At 52.8% G+C, this 15,809-nt stretch carries 13 protein-coding genes and 2 rRNA genes (1 of these 15 running past the window's edge); 13 read left to right on the top strand and 2 right to left on the bottom strand.

From position 1 onward, the window contains the following. The 10 genes from JNUCC32_RS20750 to JNUCC32_RS20705 form a co-directional block, all read left to right on the top strand. Positions 1-402: ribosomal RNA gene (locus JNUCC32_RS20750) — 23S ribosomal RNA — on the top strand; it begins 2,528 nt to the left of the window's first position. Between the two features lie 147 nt (positions 403-549). Then, positions 550-666, top strand: a 5S ribosomal RNA gene (gene rrf, locus JNUCC32_RS20745). Between the two features lie 315 nt (positions 667-981). After that, the gene (locus JNUCC32_RS20740) at positions 982-1,962 is read left to right on the top strand and encodes a ketoacyl-ACP synthase III (protein ID WP_192572706.1); all 981 of its coding nucleotides are present in this window, start codon (positions 982-984) and stop codon (positions 1,960-1,962) included. A gap of 324 nt (positions 1,963-2,286) precedes the next feature. Then, positions 2,287-3,639: an ABC transporter substrate-binding protein gene (locus tag JNUCC32_RS20735; protein ID WP_090912166.1), complete on the top strand. Its 1,353-nt coding sequence runs from the start codon at positions 2,287-2,289 to the stop codon at positions 3,637-3,639. Between the two features lie 120 nt (positions 3,640-3,759). Next, positions 3,760-4,716 carry a carbohydrate ABC transporter permease gene (locus JNUCC32_RS20730; RefSeq protein ID WP_009592284.1) on the top strand — a complete coding sequence of 319 codons (957 nt, stop codon included), beginning with the start codon at positions 3,760-3,762 and terminating at the stop codon, positions 4,714-4,716. Then, complete coding sequence (locus JNUCC32_RS20725) at positions 4,713-5,573, top strand: carbohydrate ABC transporter permease (protein WP_192569710.1); 861 nt, start codon at positions 4,713-4,715, stop codon at positions 5,571-5,573. Before JNUCC32_RS20730 ends, JNUCC32_RS20725 begins: the two co-directional genes overlap by 4 nt. A 79-nt stretch (positions 5,574-5,652) precedes the next feature. Continuing rightward, positions 5,653-7,377, top strand: coding sequence for a cache domain-containing sensor histidine kinase (locus tag JNUCC32_RS20720; protein ID WP_192569709.1), 1,725 nt, complete (start codon positions 5,653-5,655; stop codon positions 7,375-7,377). Positions 7,378-7,392: 15 nt separating this feature from the next. Next, a complete protein-coding gene (locus JNUCC32_RS20715; protein WP_192569708.1) occupies positions 7,393-8,736 on the top strand; it encodes an ABC transporter substrate-binding protein in 1,344 nt (447 codons plus the stop codon). Positions 8,737-8,758: 22 nt separating this feature from the next. Then, the gene (locus tag JNUCC32_RS20710) at positions 8,759-10,357 is read left to right on the top strand and encodes a response regulator transcription factor (RefSeq protein WP_192569707.1); all 1,599 of its coding nucleotides are present in this window, start codon (positions 8,759-8,761) and stop codon (positions 10,355-10,357) included. Between the two features lie 304 nt (positions 10,358-10,661). Further along, positions 10,662-11,633 carry a ring-cleaving dioxygenase gene (locus JNUCC32_RS20705; protein WP_192569706.1) on the top strand — a complete coding sequence of 324 codons (972 nt, stop codon included), beginning with the start codon at positions 10,662-10,664 and terminating at the stop codon, positions 11,631-11,633. 84 nt (positions 11,634-11,717) lie between these two features. Here the strand turns inward: JNUCC32_RS20705 and JNUCC32_RS20700 are convergent, their stop codons facing one another. Further along, entirely contained in the window at positions 11,718-12,671 is a 954-nt protein-coding gene (locus JNUCC32_RS20700) for a helix-turn-helix transcriptional regulator (protein WP_192569705.1), read from the bottom strand. Positions 12,672-12,799: 128 nt separating this feature from the next. On the opposite strand from JNUCC32_RS20700, the gene JNUCC32_RS20695 reads away from it, so the two are divergent. Next, entirely contained in the window at positions 12,800-13,693 is an 894-nt protein-coding gene (locus JNUCC32_RS20695; RefSeq protein ID WP_192569704.1) for an SDR family oxidoreductase, read from the top strand. Between the two features lie 160 nt (positions 13,694-13,853). On the opposite strand, the gene JNUCC32_RS20690 is transcribed toward JNUCC32_RS20695, so the two are convergent. Further along, positions 13,854-14,111 carry a GlsB/YeaQ/YmgE family stress response membrane protein gene (locus tag JNUCC32_RS20690; protein ID WP_009592319.1) on the bottom strand — a complete coding sequence of 86 codons (258 nt, stop codon included), beginning with the start codon at positions 14,109-14,111 and terminating at the stop codon, positions 13,854-13,856. A gap of 208 nt (positions 14,112-14,319) precedes the next feature. Between JNUCC32_RS20690 and JNUCC32_RS20685 the strand changes: the two genes are divergently transcribed. Both JNUCC32_RS20685 and JNUCC32_RS20680 read left to right on the top strand, forming a co-directional pair. Further along, complete coding sequence (locus tag JNUCC32_RS20685) at positions 14,320-15,054, top strand: acyl-[acyl-carrier-protein] thioesterase (RefSeq protein ID WP_228468792.1); 735 nt, start codon at positions 14,320-14,322, stop codon at positions 15,052-15,054. Between the two features lie 60 nt (positions 15,055-15,114). Continuing rightward, the gene (locus tag JNUCC32_RS20680) at positions 15,115-15,807 is read left to right on the top strand and encodes a response regulator transcription factor (protein WP_192569702.1); all 693 of its coding nucleotides are present in this window, start codon (positions 15,115-15,117) and stop codon (positions 15,805-15,807) included. Positions 15,808-15,809: the final 2 nt, after the last annotated feature.

Below are 15,809 nucleotides of genomic sequence, written 5' to 3'. Positions count from 1 at the left end.
GTTTGGCACCTCGATGTCGGCTCATCGCATCCTGGGGCTGAAGTAGGTCCCAAGGGTTGGGCTGTTCGCCCATTAAAGCGGTACGCGAGCTGGGTTCAGAACGTCGTGAGACAGTTCGGTCCCTATCTGTCGTGGGCGTAGGAAATTTGAGAGGAGCTGTCCTTAGTACGAGAGGACCGGGATGGACGTACCGCTGGTGCACCAGTTGTTCCGCCAGGAGCATGGCTGGGTAGCTACGTACGGACGGGATAAGCGCTGAAAGCATCTAAGCGTGAAGCCCCCCTCAAGATGAGATTTCCCAGTATGTAAGACCCCTTGAAGACGACGAGGTAGATAGGTTGGAGGTGGAAGTGCAGCAATGCATGGAGCTGACCAATACTAATCGGTCGAGGGCTTATCCAAAATTACCCCAAAAAGTGAAGCAAAGCTTTGAAGCGGATGCCGAATACTTTTCGGGGACCCCGATACCACATCGGGTGAATGCTACGGAGTCTAATGTGCTGCAAATCGTTTCGTATCTAGTTTTCAGGTGATCAAGCATCTGAACCGTTTGGTGGCGATGGCGGAAGGGTTCCACGCGTTCCCATACCGAACACGACCGTTAAGCCTTCCAGCGCCGATGGTACTTGGACCGAAGGGTCCCGGGAGAGTAGGACGTCGCCAAGCGAACAACCATAAAGACCGTTATCGAGTAATCGATAGCGGTCTTTTTTGTTACACAATCATGAATCATTAGAAAGTAAAATTGCGGGATCCCCGCATCCAGATATATTCCATGTCGATTGGTGAGGAAGTCTGTTTCTGATTCTAATTAGAGAACCTTTATCGTTTAAAGCGATAAAGGTTTTTTCGTGTAAGAGGGACCGCGTGTTTAGATCGGGGCGAAGATGGTGAAGGCTGTAATAATCATATATAAAAATAAATTAGTACCAAGTCCTAATACTTGGTGTTATAATGGTTATAAAATTGGAGGTGGGAATGATGAGCCAATCGAAGTCGAGAATAACGGCAATCGGGACGTACGTTCCTGAACGGATCTTAACGAATGCGGATTTAGAGAAGATGGTGGAAACGAGCGATGAGTGGATCGTCCAGCGAACAGGTATGCGGGAACGCCGGATTGCGGCTCCCGATCAGTACGTGTCCGATCTTGCCATTAAGACTGTGGAGGATATGGTTGAACGGTATGGCGTTACCGTGCAGGATGCGGATATGATTCTTGTGGCCACGAGCACGCCGGAGTACTCTTTTCCCAGTACCGCTTCCCGAGTGCAATCGAAGCTGGGCATTGCAAGCACGGGTGCGCTGGATCTGAATGCCGCCTGTGCGGGATTCGTATATGCGCTGCAGATGGCTGACGGATTGATATCCGGGGGAGCCTACCGTAAAATTCTGGTTATCGGCGCAGAAACGCTATCGAAGATTACGGATTACACCGACCGAACGACATGCGTATTGTTTGGAGATGGCGCAGGTGCCGTATTGTTGGAGAGAGACGAGTCTTCGGCGGGGATCATCGCTTCCGTCTCGGGCACTTTTGGCGAAGGCGGCATTCATTTGTATAAAACCGCTCTCTCCGAGCAAATGGACGGTACGGAATTAAAGAGCGGATGCCTTGTCCAAAATGGCCGCGAGATTTATAAGTGGGCCATTCGGAACATTCCGGACGGCGTCCGGGCCCTTTTGTCCAAAGGGGGCATGACCGCGGAAGAAGTGGATTGGTTTGTCCCGCATAGCGCCAATCTTCGCATGATCGAGGCGATTAACGAGCGGGGGCCGTTTACAATGGACCGCACCTTGACCAGCGTCGAGTACCGCGGGAATACGTCGGCAGCCTCCATTCCGCTCGCACTTCAGCTGGCGGTGGATGAAGGACGGCTGAAAGCGGGAGACCACGCACTGCTCTACGGATTCGGCGGAGGCATGACCTACGCGGGTTCCATCGTCAAATGGACGATATGACAGCGTAACAAGAATCAATGGAACGAACCTACATGGGTGCATGGACAACCGTTAGTAAGGTTCCCGGAGGCCGCCCTAGAGGGCTCTGGGGTCCAACCGGAGAAATCGTCAGGCTGACGAAGTGTTCCACTCCGAGAGATTAATCTAAGCTATATAAACCGCTATCGATATTCGATATGCGGTTTTTTAGTGCTGCGATTTTTCGAGATGTACGTGAATCGTAATATATTCAACTCAAATTCGAAAGTTTGCCTCCTCAAAATTTGGCGCCGCTTTCATTAGACTAAAGAAGAAAAATACGTTCCATGGAAGAGGGGTAGAAGAATGAAAAGGTTTAAATCATGGAGCTTGCTGCTCCTGAGTGTCATCATGGTGTTCACGCTGGCCGCATGTGGAGGCGGTGGCGGAAACGGAAGCAGTACGGCTGAATCTCCGGGGGGAGGCAGCAGCAATGAAGGAACGGACAATACGAAAGAAGGAACCGAGTCCACAGAGAAAATCGAGCTCTCCTTCTGGTCGCTCGGAACGACCAACTATGAAGATCTGGCGAAGGAATATACGAAAGAGCATCCGAACATCACGTTCAAATTCCAGAATACGTCGGACCAAACGGCGCACCACAACAATCTGACGACGGCGTTGTCCGCGGGCTCTGGCGCACCCGACATTTTCCAGCTGGAAATTGCCTTCATGGAGCGCTTCATCAATAACCAGGATAAGTTCTATAACCTGTACGACCTCGGCGCCAAAGACTTAGAGGGCAACTACCTGGAGTGGAAATGGAAGCAGGCCACATCGGTCGACGGCACCTTCCAACTCGGTCTGCCAACAGACATCGGCCCTACGGTCGTCTATTACCGTACGGATCTGGCTGAGCAAGCAGGACTGCCAACCGATCCGGACGGCTTCAGCGCTGCGATCGATTCATGGGACAAATTCGCCAGCGTGGCCAAGGATTTCACAAGCAAAACAGGAAAGCCTTTCGCCGATTTGACGGACCTGGTCTACAACGGGGTGCGTGACCAATCCCCGGATCAAATCTACTTCAACAAAGAGGACGGCTCTTTTATCGGAGATACGAACCCGCAAGTGAGAAAAGCTTACGACTTTACGGTAAAAGGAATTCAGGAAGGCTGGATCGGCAACTGGATTCTATGGTCTCCTGAATGGCAAAAAGCGATCAATGACGGCGACTTCGGCGTTATGCTCGGCCCGGCTTGGATTGCAGGCACCATCCGCAATGCGAAGGACACCGCAGGCAAATGGCAGATTGCCCAGCTTCCTGAAGGAGCAGGCAACTGGGGCGGTTCGTTCCTGACCCTGCCGAAGGAAGGCAAACATTCGAAGGAAGCTTACGAATTCATCTCGTGGGTGCTGAACAAGGAGAATCAGCTGAAATCGTTTAAGGACAGCGGTTTGTTCCCGTCCATCCCGGCGGTATACAGCGAGCCTTCGTTCACGGAAGAGAAGGACGAATTCTTCGGCGGCCAGGTCATTTCCGAAGCGTATGCCAAATCGGCGGAACGCATCAAGCCGGTTTACTACGGACCGCTTCATGACCAGACCGACACAATCATCAAAAACGCGCTCAAAAACGTGCTGGAGAAAAAGGCCGACCCGCAAAAAGAATGGGAAAGCGCAATGAAGCAAATCAAGACGCTGGTCGATCGCAGCTAGGTTAAACAGACGGATCATTCCAGCTAGCCCGTTCATATCCAATAACCGTCCGAACCCGAGAAGGGATAAAGCGCCCTTCGCTCGGGTTCGGATTTATCCTTACCTACCTGGAGGTGCATCATGGCTGACACAGCAACGGCAGAATCGCCGCAACCGGTGCCGCAAAGGCGGCGCTTGTTGACGGAGACCGTGCGAAGCCGGTTTACGGCTTATACGTTTATATCGCCATTCTTTATATTGTTCGCAATCTTCGGTCTGTATCCGATCCTGTTTACCATCTATTTGTCCTTCTTCAAATGGGATGCGCTCGGACCGATGAAATACGTCGGCTTCAAGAATTACGAGCTTATTACAAGCGACCCGACCTTCTGGATCGCATTTAGCAACACGCTCATAATGGCTCTGATGGGAACCGTGCCGCAGCTGATTGTGGCATTATTTGTTGCGGTTATGCTCAACTCGGCCTTGAACAGATTCAAGAACACGTTCCGCATCCTGTATTTTATGCCGAACATCACCTCCATCGTTGCGGTGACGCTGGTGTTCAGCACGATGTTCGGAAACAACGGGATGGTCAACTGGCTGCTGAACACCTTCGGTGCGGAAAGCGTGCCGTTCAACTCCGGCTGGTGGGGAGTCAAAATCGCCATATCGTCCATGGTCATGTGGCGGTGGATGGGCTATAACGCCATTATTTTTCTGTCGGGGCTGCAGAGCATTCCGACCGATATTTATGAAGCGGCCAAAATCGACGGGGCCACCCGAGGCCAGCAGCTGCTCTATATCACGCTGCCGCTTCTTCGCCCATTCATTCTGTTCGTCACTTTGGTATCGACGATCGGCGCGCTCCAATTGTTTACGGAGCCTTATGTATTCCTCGGTCAGTCCGGCACGGGTTCTACGCGTCAGGAAGGGGTCACGATGGTCACCTATTTGTATAACGAAGCATTTAAGAATGGATTCTTCGGTACGGCTGCGGCAACGGCGGTTCTCTTGTTCATCGCCACCATTCTGTTCTCGGTATTAAATATGATATTGGGCCGCGAAGGCAAAGATTCGGGAGGTAAAAAAGCATGAGCACAGTCGCCATAAGCCAAAAGCCGGATGAACCCGGTGTCGTCGCGAAATTCTTTTTCTATCTTTTCATGGTCCTTGGCGCGCTGGTCTCGGTCTTCCCGTTCTACTGGATGTTTGTCGTGGCTACCAATGACAAGGATGCGGCATTTCACATTCCGCCGCTGCTTACGCCCGGCACGCAGTTTTTCGATAACTTCGCGCGCGTGCTGGAGCGGACGGATTTTTTCAGGGCCTTGATGAACTCGGTGGTGGTGTCTACGGCCGTGACCCTGTCCGTTGTGTTCCTCTGCACGCTGGCGGGTTATGCTTTTGCCAAGTATGAGTTTCCTCTGAAAAAGACGCTGTTTGTTTTTGTCATTGCCACGATGCTGGTGCCTGCCCAGCTGGGCGTGCTTCCACAATACGTCATCATGGCCAAGCTGCACTGGATCGACAGCTACAAAGCGCTGATCGTGCCGGCCATGGTCAATGCCTTCGGCATCTTCTGGATGCGGCAGTACATCGCCTCTGCCGTTCATACCGAGCTGATCGAAGCGGGGCGGATCGACGGCGGCGGACATTTCCGGATCTTCTGGAACATTGCCATTCCCGTTGTTACCCCGGCGATGGCCACGCTCGGGATTCTGAACTTCATGAACGTGTGGAACGATTTCTTCTGGCCGCTCGTCGTATTGAAAAACAGAGAGAATTACACCATTCAAATTGCGCTGCAGCAATTGTTCACCAATAAGGACGGCCTTGATTTCGGCATGATCATGTCGGCCACCTTCACGGCGACGCTGCCGCTTCTCATCGTATTTCTGTTGTTCAGCCGATGGGTCATCGCCGGATTGACATCAGGCGCCATAAAAAGTTAACAAGCAAGGTGAAGTCGACAAGGAATGCGGCCTGTCATGAAGAATAATAGACATAGTAGAGTGGAGGGAGGAAGGATCCATGAAACTCCGCCGAAAGATATTGCTGGCTATTATTCTTCTGGTCTTCATTCCGGTCATCGCGCTGGGCGGGGTATCCTATTACAGCTTTTCGGAAGCGATGGAGAAGAAGTCGAATGATTTCTACTGGATTTCGCTCCTGGAAACGGATCGGAAACTGAAGTTCGCCTTGAACGAAATCACGACGATTTCGAACTCGGCGATTACCCAGCAATCGGTTCAGCAGATGCTGAAACAGCCGGAATACGCGGTTACCTATGAACGGCGGCAGGAGATCAACAATCTGATCAATCATCCGATGATTGCGTCGTTTGCTTTTTATTCGAATGACCGGTTGATGTATAACACAAATGGCGGAATGGAGCTTCAGGAACTGAGGCAGCAGGCATGGTATGAAGCGGTGGAAAAGGCGGAGGGGCGTCCCGTATGGGTCGGACCCGGCGAGAACGGCTCTGCGGCTGACGGCGCTCCCGTTTTGATTCAATCCAGGGTCATCAAGGACTATTACTCGCTGGAGGATATCGGAACCGTGGTGATCTACGTGAAGCCGGATCTCCTGGATCAGGTGTTCTGGGAGGCGGCAACGCTGAAGCAGGGAGATATTTTGCTGGTCAACCAGCAGGGGCACATCGTGTTCAGCAAGTCAGGCTGGCATATCGGGGAGCGGACGGAATTCCCGTTTCTCTCGGATAGTTATAAGACGAATGGAAAAGGCTACTACATCGATCAATATGCAGGCGAAAAATCGCTGATCACATATTCACCTTCCCATAATAAAGATTGGTTTCTGGTCGCCATCACGCCAAGCAAACTGATTTCGGCCGAATCGGTCCCGATTCGCAACCTAGCCTTGATCCTGGGACTGATCTCGCTCGTGTCGGCGTTCCTGTTCGACCGTTTTTTTGTGCGCAGAATGGTGCGCAGCATCATTAGCGCGGTGAACGGAATGAAGCGCGTCAAGCAGGGCATCTTCGTTCCGATCCCGTCGCATAACGTGGCGGAGGACGAGACGGATTTGTTGATCGACGGCTTTAACCGGATGAGCACCCAGATCCAGGAGCTGATTGGGCAGGTCGAGACGGAACAAGCACGAAAAAAGGAAGCGGAGCTGCAGGCGCTGGTCGCTCAAATCAATCCGCACTTCATCTATAATTCACTGGAATCGATCAATTCGATGGCCGTGCTTCAGGGCAATAAGGATATCAGCAAGATGGTGGTTTCGCTTGGTAAGCTGCTGCGTATCAGCATCAGCGAGCATCATGAGCTTATCCCCCTCAGCATGGAGCTGGAGCATGTCCAGCATTATATGCGGATACAGAAATTCAGGTTCGAGGAAAAATTCGATTACGGCATTGAGCTTCCGAATGAACTGAGGCACTACGTTACGCAAAAGCTGATCGTTCAGCCGATTGTTGAGAACGCTTTATATCACGGGATCGAGCCGATGGAGGAGAGCGGACTCATCTCCATCCGGGTGTCCGAGAACGGCGAGGATATCGTGATTGACGTGGAGGACAACGGTCCGGGCTTCGATCCGGAAACGCTGATGAAGCTGTGGAATTCGGATCCGGGACAGCTCAAAAAGTACCGCGAGAACGGGGTCGGATTGAAGAATGTCCATGAAAGGCTGCGGATCCGGTTTGGCAGCCGTTACGGCCTGATGATCTGTTCCTCCCCGGGTTACGGCTCCTTGATACGAATTCGAATACCGAAAATACTGACATGACAGGGGGGCTGCAGGGTGAGATGGTTTTGGAATTGGGGCTGGATCGTCGGATATGCCGCTCTGTTGGCGCTGTCTGTCGTGTGGGTGACGGTACAGAATCAGGGACCGGCCCAGGAGGAACAGCCCGAGAAAATCACGCTAACGTTCCGGCATTTCTGGAACAAAGAGCATGACAAGCCGGTGCTGGCCGTATTCGAGAGCATCGTCCGCACTTATGAGAAAGCGCATCCAAACGTAAAGGTGAACTTCGAGAGCATCGATCAGACGATTCACCGGGAACAAAAGCTGAAGAGCGAGATGGTGACCGGCACGCCGCCGGATATGTTTGTTTTGTTCGGAGGGGCCGAGATCGTGCCTTATGCCAGATCCAACCGGTTGATGGATTTAACGGATTTTTTGCAGGATACCGGATTGAAGGAGCAGTTCAAGGATCTGCACCATTGGACCTTCGAGGACAGGATCTATGGCCTGCCCTTCGAGGGACACGCAGAGCCGATCTATTATAACCGGGCTTTATTCCGGCAGCTGAAGCTGGAGCCTCCGAAGACGCTGGGAGAGATGGACGAAGCTATTCGTGTCCTTCGGGAGAACGACATCATCCCCTTTGCGGTCGGCAACGAAGACAGGTGGCCGGCGGGAATTTTTGCCCATTATTTCATGGATCGCTACGCCGGGCCGGAACTGATTGACCGCCTGGTTGAAGGCGATGATCAGGCCAGCTTTGTGCAAGAGTCGTATTTGGAGGCGTTTGAGCACTTGGAGCTGTGGATCGAAGAAGGGGCGTTCAGTCCGAACGCAAACGATCTTTCCACGGAAGAAGCGATTGCCCAGTTCACGGAAGGAAAAGCGGCGATGTATATGAACGGCAGCTGGGATATCACGCTGCTGCAGAATGAGGATTACCCGGATTTTCAGAATGAGATCGGCGTCATTCCCTTTCCGTCGCTTTTTCCCGGCGAAGAACGCTCCTTGGCAGGGGGATATACGATCGGCATCGGGCTGTCATCGGACTTGGATGAAACGAAAAAGCAATCGGCTCTGGAGCTGCTGGGCATGTTCTATACCCCGGAGGTGCAGACTCGGCTGGTGTATGAAGGGCTGCGCGTCCCTTCGATGAAGATTGACTATGATTCGAAGAAAACCGGGCCGGTTTTTGCCCAAGTCACGGAATTGATGGAGGAATCCACGAGCACCTTTCTGCCTTACGACAACACGTTATCACCCGAGGTGAACAGTTCGTTCCTTAAGGTGATCGAGGATATGATTGGAGGACGGATCGATGCTGCCGGCGCATTGGAGCAAATTCAGAAGTCCTCGGTCCGGTATTGGAAGCTTAGGCGGAATACGGCAGCAGAGTAAACAGGAGACAGGGGGGAACGTCATGGGCGGATCGGAAGGCAAATTCAGAGTCATGCTGGTCGATGATGAGCCGATCATTCTGCGCAGCCTGAAGGCGGCTATTCCATGGGATGAGCTCGATCTGGAGGTCGTTGGGGAGGCCAAGAGCGGAGACGGCGCATTGAAGCTGGCGCGCGAAGTGTCGCCGCATATCATTATCAGCGATATTCGGATGCCGGGGATGGACGGCATTACGTTCATGAAGGAACTGAAGGCGGATCAGGCAAGACGAATCATTATTTTCATCAGCGGGTACGGCGAATTCGAATACGCGAGGGAAGCGCTGCGCGAAGGGGCTTTCGATTATTTGCTGAAGCCGATCGACCACGATGAACTGACCGAAACGATCGCCAGGGCGGCCAGAACGCTGGAGAAGCAGATTGCGGATGACCAGATGCTCCACTCGATCAAGGTTCTGTCGCTGCTGGCCCGGGAGCGGATGCTGACCGAATTCATCGAAGGGAACCGTAGTCCCCTGCAGCATATGCAGTGGCTGGAGGACAGCGAGCTGGAGCATGGATACACGATGGCCGTCATTCAATTGGATCAATATTTGCGGCTTAACGAGCTGTGGAGCATGGACGAGAAGCGCCTGTGGCTGTTTGCCGTACGGAACGTCCTCGAGGAGTGGTCCTTGCAGCATGGCGGGCTGACGGTATTTCCTTTCCGCAGCGGGGAATGGGTGCTGCTGTTTCCGAACCTGACGAAGGAGCGGCAGGAGGATATCGGCCGGGATCTGGTGCAATTGATCAAGCGGAACACGAAGCTGTCCTGCTCGGTCGGCTTCAGTCCCAGCATGGCCGGCATCGACCGCTTGGGAACGGCTTACGAGACGGCCGTGCGCGCATTGTACCAGCGGTTTTATTCCGGGGAAGAGGGCGTGTTTCTCGGGGCGCCCGATTCGGTGCTGGAAACGGCCAGCGAAGCGAAGTATCCGAAGCATCTGGAGTCGCTCATGGTGGAAAGCATCCGGACGCTTCATAAGGAGCGGCTTCTGGAGCTTTTTGACGAAACCAAGGCTTATATCGAGGAGCATGCGTTCAGCAGGGAGATGACCGAGCGGGTGCTGCTGGAGATGAGCGTCGTGCTGTATCGGCAGTTTGAGCATATGAAGGTGCTGTTTGAGTGGTCGCTGGAGGAACTGCTGCAGGAGCTTCATGCATCCGGCACGCTTCAGCAGCTGATGGACGTCATCAAGAGTCACTTCAGCAAATGGATTGCCGAAAGCCGGTCCGGGCAGGCCAAAGACAATGTTCAAGCCGTGATGGGCAAAGCCAAGGAGTATATCGCGGAGAATTACCAGAAGGATCTGACCATCGAAGAGGTTTCGGAGCTGGCGGATTTGAGCATCAGTCATTTCTGCACGCTGTTTAAGGGAACGACGGGCTATACGTTTCTGGAGTACCTGACGGAGTGCCGGATCGAGAAGGCCAAGAGCATTCTGCTGAATACGGACGTGAAGGTGTACCAGGTAGCGCCGCTGGTAGGGTATCAGGATCCGCGATACTTCACCCAGGTATTTAAGAAAATCACGGGGAAAACGCCATCGGAGTATCGGGAAGAGGCGGTCTCCAAAACATAAAACGGACCTTGATCCCACGATATTGAAATCGGATATTTTGCGGATAGTATTCAACATAGGAGGGAATGAATAACAGATCCATTTTTCCGGGTTCGATCGGGGAAAAGGAGTTCTGTTATTTTTATTTTAAATATCTTAATATTAAGACTTGACGATTTAAGGTTTAAATACTAAACTGAGATTAAGCAAACGTAAAGATCCAGCGAAGAACGAAGATGCTCCCGAATCAGACGGCAAATATGAATATTGAAGATGGTTAACATGCTATTAATAACGAAAAAAACGATAAATGGAGGTTGAAGTCATGAAGTTTAAAGGAATTCATCACGTATCCGCGTTAACGGCTGCGGCTTCGCGGAACTTCGAATTTTATACAAAGGTTCTGGGCATGCGATTGGTTAAGAAGACGGTGAACCAGGACGATGTCTCGGTATATCATCTGTTTTATGGCGACGAAAAAGGAAATCCAGGCACGGAGCTTACCTTCTTCGAAATTCCGATGGCCGGCCGGACCCGTGAGGGAAACAACAGCATTTCGGCGACATCCCTGCGCGTGCCGAACGACCGCGCCTTGGAATATTGGACCCGGCGATTGGACGAGCACGGCGTAGAACGCGAGGAGATCAAGGAACGTGCGGGCCGATTGACCCTTCTCTTCAGGGATTTCGAGGGCCAGCGCATCATTCTCGTTTCGGATGAACATAACGAGGGAGTTCCAGGCGGCGTTCCATGGGAAAAGGGGCCGGTTCCGGCGGAATACGCCATCATCGGTTTAGGCCCGGTGCAGCTGACCGTGCCTAATCCAGTGCAGACCGTGAAGGTATTAACGGAGCTGATGGGCTTCCGCTACAAAGGGCACTATGCTTCGCCAGTAGACGGGCACCCCGATATCCTGGTCTTTGAGACGGGAGAAGGCGGTACGGGAGCGGAAGTGCACGTGGAGGAACGAACGGATCTTCCCCAGGAGCGGCTTGGCCGCGGCGGCGTTCATCACGTTGCATTCCGCGTCGAGGACGAGGAAGAGCTTCGGTCCTGGATTGACCGGATCGGCGATGTGGGCTTTTCGAATTCGGGATTTGTCGATCGCTTTTACTTCCGTTCCTTGTATTTCCGGGAGCCTAACGGTATTTTGTTCGAGGTAGCTACCGATGGTCCGGGCTTTGACACGGATGAGCATATCGACCATCTCGGCGAGTCCCTTGCGCTGCCGCCGTTTCTGGAGCCGAAGCGGGAACAGATCGAAGCCAACCTGAAGCCTCTCCATACGATTCAATGAAGATGGCGCACATCGCGCACGCAATACACACGACACCGGGTAAGCCTCTGTTTTTGGGGCGATTGCCCGGTGTTTTAATTTGATCTATTCATATAGCCGCGATATGGCATTTGCCGCCATCCTGACATGCTCCCTAAGCTCTTGGGGGGCCATCACCTCGATTTCCGCCCCGCAGCTTAGAAGAAATGCCGAAGCCGATTCCAAGGTGTTGAACTCCAAATCGGCCGTTATCCACCCGTCGTGCTGGTTATCCATATCGCATCGGAGTATTTTTACGTACCGCTCCCGCTCAAAGCGTTTGATCAGATCGACGGTCATGCGAACCTGTGCGGGATACTGCGGGAGATTTTGCATGAACCGTGCCAGCGACTCCTCCCAATACCCGGCTAGATTAAAACCGGCCGGACGCTGGAATGTATCCTCGGACATGACGGCATCCACGATTCTCGATACGCGATAGGTTCGCAGCTCGCCTTGGGATTCGGCCACCACATACCAGGTACTCCGTTTGGCAACCAGCCCGAGCGGATGAATCCTTCTTTCGACTCGTTCCTCTCCTTTCATGTATTGGATATCCATGATGCGATCCAACCACAGCGCCTCCTGCAAAACCGTAAGATACGGATGCGATTCGCGATAGGAGTGCCAGCCTGCGCCATCGATATGGATCTTCTCCCGAATGATTTCGGCATCCTGCCGAATGGAGCGTGGGGAGGAAGCCAATAATTTTTGATAGGCAGCATCAAACTGTTTACGGATCCCCAAATCCCCGATCAGCGGGCTGTGGCTGGAAACCAGCAGGGAGATGAGCTCGTCCGGCGTCATGCCGGTCAGGTTCGTTCGATAGCTCTCCTCCAGCACCCACCCGCCCTGGGATCCTCTTTCCGCATACACGGGGATGCCCGCCGAGCTCAAGCTTTCCATATCGCGTATAATCGTGCGCTCCGATACCTCAAGCTGCTCCGCCAGATAACGGGTGTTCTTCTTCCCCCCGTTCTGAAGCATCAGCATAATGGATAATAGACGATCCGCCCTCAAGTTATGTCACCTCTCTGTATCTATAGAAGTTAATTGTATTGTAGCATGGATATAAGACAACGGATGTCATATATGTCTGATACGATGAAGGCGTTGAGATACTTCAGTATATAGTTGGAGGTAGCGCTATGAATAAGAATGATCCTAAGCCATTGCAAGGAAAAATCGCCGTCGTGGCCGGTGCGACCCGGGGAGCAGGCCGCGCCATTGCGGTGATGCTGGGTGCCGCGGGGGCAACGGTGTATTGCACGGGACGGAGCGTACGCGGCCAAGCGTCGGATATCAAGCGGACCGAGACGATTGACGACACGGCGGAGATGGTGACGGAGCGGGGCGGCACCGGCATTGCCGTGCAATGCGACCATACCGTGGAAGAGCAAGTGAAAGCGTTGTTTGAACGCATTCGTGAAGAGCAGCAGGGCCGGCTGGACATCCTCGTCAATGATATATGGGGCGGCGAGAACCTGACGCATTGGAATATTCCGTTCTGGGAGCAATTTCTGTCCGATGGACTGCTGATGCAGGAGCGGGCAGTGACAACGCATATGATCACGAGTTATTACGGCGTTCCGCTGATGGTGGAGAACGGCGGCGGATTGGTCATTGAGGTCACGGACGGCTCGACGTACCGGTATCGCGGGAATTTGTATTACAGCCTGGCAAAAATTTCGGCGATTCATCTGGCCGCAGCCATGGCGGAAGAGCTGCGTCCCTATCAGGTAACCGCACTATCCGTGACGCCGGGATTTCTGCGCTCGGAGCAAATGCTGGATCACTTCGGCGTTACGGAAGAAAATTGGCGGGATGCCACGGCACAAGAACCGCATTTCATCGAATCGGAGACCCCATATTTTCTTGGGCAGGCGGTTGCGGCGTTGGCAGCCGATCCGGATGTGTCCGACAAGAGCGGGAAGGCACTGACCAGCTGGGACTTATCGGATGAATACGGGTTTAGCGACATTGACGGGCGTAAGCCGCATTGGAGCAATTACGCGAAGAAGCAGGGACTTCCCATTACTTAAACATGTAAAACAGGGTGACCTATGCCATGATGGCGAATAGGTCACCCTGTTTGGTTACGGAAATTGTCCGTTGCACTTGCGAATACCGTTGTAAGTACGTCTAAACCATGTCACAGCGGAACATCGCAGAAATTACGCATCAACGTTCAATTTCAAGTGGTTATGAGCGGCCGCGTCTCATCGAACCCATGATCAGGCTGACGATAAAGACCAGAATGACGGCACCGATCAACGCCGGCAGGATGTAGAATCCACCCATTTCCGGTCCCCAGGATCCGAGCAGAAGACCGCCCAGCCAAGCACCGACGAAACCAGCAATGATGTTACCGATGATACCGCCGGGGATGTCTCTGCCCATAATCAAACCAGCAATCCATCCGATGATACCGCCAACGATTAATGACCAAAGAAAACTCATGTTAATCACCTCGTATAAGTTATAGTTGTTTGTGCCTTACTATTAACCAAAGACGTGACTTTTAAACCGGATTGACCAGCAACTTGGATAAAATCATTATTTTCCAACGTAGTGATAGGCTGCTTCGTTCTTTGATAAATGCGATTTTTTTGATTATGCTTGAAGAGAGTGGTTAGGTTGAGAAAATAAAGGAGCTGGCATGGGACTCATGATAGAAAAATGGACAGAAGAATATACCATTCAATCCGTTGACGCAGACTTTAAGGGAGACTGCCGATGGTCTTCGCTGCTCAGTATTTTGCAGAGAGCGGCTGACCGGCATATTGAGGCGCTGGGAATCAGCCGCGAGGAAATGATCGAGCGGGGCATGGGCTGGATGCTGATTACGCTGGAGCTTGAGATGCGGCGGATGCCAAGGGATATGGAAACCGTATATGTGGACACCTGGAGCCGCGGGTCCAAAGGGGCGCTGTGGCATCGGGATTATCGGATCAAGAACGGCGATGGGGAATTGCTGGGCGAGGGCCGCTCGGTATGGGCGCTGGTGGACATTCATAAACGGAAAATTCTGCGTCCGTCCATGTTTCCGTACGAGGTGCCGATCGGTCAGGAAACGGTTGGAGAGCTGCCAAGCAAAGCCGTATTGCCTGAAGGGGTACAACTGGATGATGCGTATACGTATACGGTCCGGTATAGTGGAATCGATACGAACGGCCATTTGAATAACGCCCGGTATGCGGATTTGTGCTTTGACGTGCTGGATGAGCAGGAACTTCGGGAAGGGCGAGTGACCGGCTTCAAAATTACATACCATAACGAGGCCAGACTGAAGGATACGATGGTGATCAAGCGTTCGGCCGAGGAGAACAATCGGGTGTACGTGCAGGGCACATCGCCGGACGGAACCAACTTTTTTGAAGCGGCTATCGTTAGGGAATCATAAACCATCAGGTTGTTCTTTCGGAGGGAGAGAGCGGCCTGACGCTTCATGGAGGGTGAACGGATGTACAAAATCATGATCGTTGAGGATGACCCCAAGCTGGCGGGGCTGCTGCAATCGCATATCGAACGGTACGGAAATGAAGGAAACATCATCGAGGATTTCGATCATGTGCTGGAGCAGTTCCATGAGATGAAGCCGCATCTCGTTCTTCTCGACGTGAACCTGCCAAGCTTTGACGGATATTATTGGTGCCGCCAGATCCGGTCGGTATCGACCTGCCCGATTATTTTCATCTCGGCTCGTAACGGGACGCCGGATCAGCTCCGGGCCTTGGAGAACGGCGCGGATGATTATATCACCAAGCCGTTTGCTTACGATATCGTCATCGCCAAAATCCACAGCCAGCTGCGCCGCGTATACGGCGACTATGCGGCAGCATCCGCCGAGCGTACGGTGGAGAAGGACGGGCTTGTCCTCTATCCCGAACGGATGGAGCTGACTCTTCACGATCAGACATCCGTGCTCACGAAAAAAGAAACGGTCCTTCTGGAAACGCTGCTGAGCCGGAGCCCCCGGCTTGTGACGCGCGAGACGATTCTGGAGAAGCTGTGGGATGATACGTTCGTGGACGATAATACGCTCAGCGTGAATATTAACCGGGTGAGGAAACGGCTAGGGGAGTTAGGGATTGAGAATGCGCTGGAAACGATTCGCGGTTCGGGGTACAGGCTGCATACCGTATGGAAGAGGTAGGC

It is taken from the genome of Paenibacillus sp. JNUCC32, from assembly GCF_014863545.1.
Classification (GTDB): Bacteria; Bacillota; Bacilli; order Paenibacillales; family Paenibacillaceae; genus Paenibacillus_AQ; species Paenibacillus_AQ lautus_A.
This window is presented reverse-complemented; position numbering and strand designations above follow the sequence as displayed.

What these genes read in the sequence shown, in the direction of transcription:
- JNUCC32_RS20740 (WP_192572706.1), top strand. Translation starts at nt 982, where the DNA reads ATGAGCCAATCGAAGTCGAGAATAACGGCAATCGGGACGTACGTTCCT.
- JNUCC32_RS20735 (WP_090912166.1), top strand. Translation starts at nt 2,287, where the DNA reads ATGAAAAGGTTTAAATCATGGAGCTTGCTGCTCCTGAGTGTCATCATG.
- JNUCC32_RS20730 (WP_009592284.1), top strand. Translation starts at nt 3,760, where the DNA reads ATGGCTGACACAGCAACGGCAGAATCGCCGCAACCGGTGCCGCAAAGG.
- JNUCC32_RS20725 (WP_192569710.1), top strand. Translation starts at nt 4,713, where the DNA reads ATGAGCACAGTCGCCATAAGCCAAAAGCCGGATGAACCCGGTGTCGTC.
- JNUCC32_RS20720 (WP_192569709.1), top strand. Translation starts at nt 5,653, where the DNA reads ATGAAACTCCGCCGAAAGATATTGCTGGCTATTATTCTTCTGGTCTTC.
- JNUCC32_RS20710 (WP_192569707.1), top strand. Translation starts at nt 8,759, where the DNA reads ATGGGCGGATCGGAAGGCAAATTCAGAGTCATGCTGGTCGATGATGAG.
- JNUCC32_RS20705 (WP_192569706.1), top strand. Translation starts at nt 10,662, where the DNA reads ATGAAGTTTAAAGGAATTCATCACGTATCCGCGTTAACGGCTGCGGCT.
- JNUCC32_RS20695 (WP_192569704.1), top strand. Translation starts at nt 12,800, where the DNA reads ATGAATAAGAATGATCCTAAGCCATTGCAAGGAAAAATCGCCGTCGTG.
- JNUCC32_RS20690 (WP_009592319.1), bottom strand. Translation starts at nt 14,111, where the DNA reads ATGAGTTTTCTTTGGTCATTAATCGTTGGCGGTATCATCGGATGGATT.
- JNUCC32_RS20685 (WP_228468792.1), top strand. Translation starts at nt 14,320, where the DNA reads ATGATAGAAAAATGGACAGAAGAATATACCATTCAATCCGTTGACGCA.
- JNUCC32_RS20680 (WP_192569702.1), top strand. Translation starts at nt 15,115, where the DNA reads ATGTACAAAATCATGATCGTTGAGGATGACCCCAAGCTGGCGGGGCTG.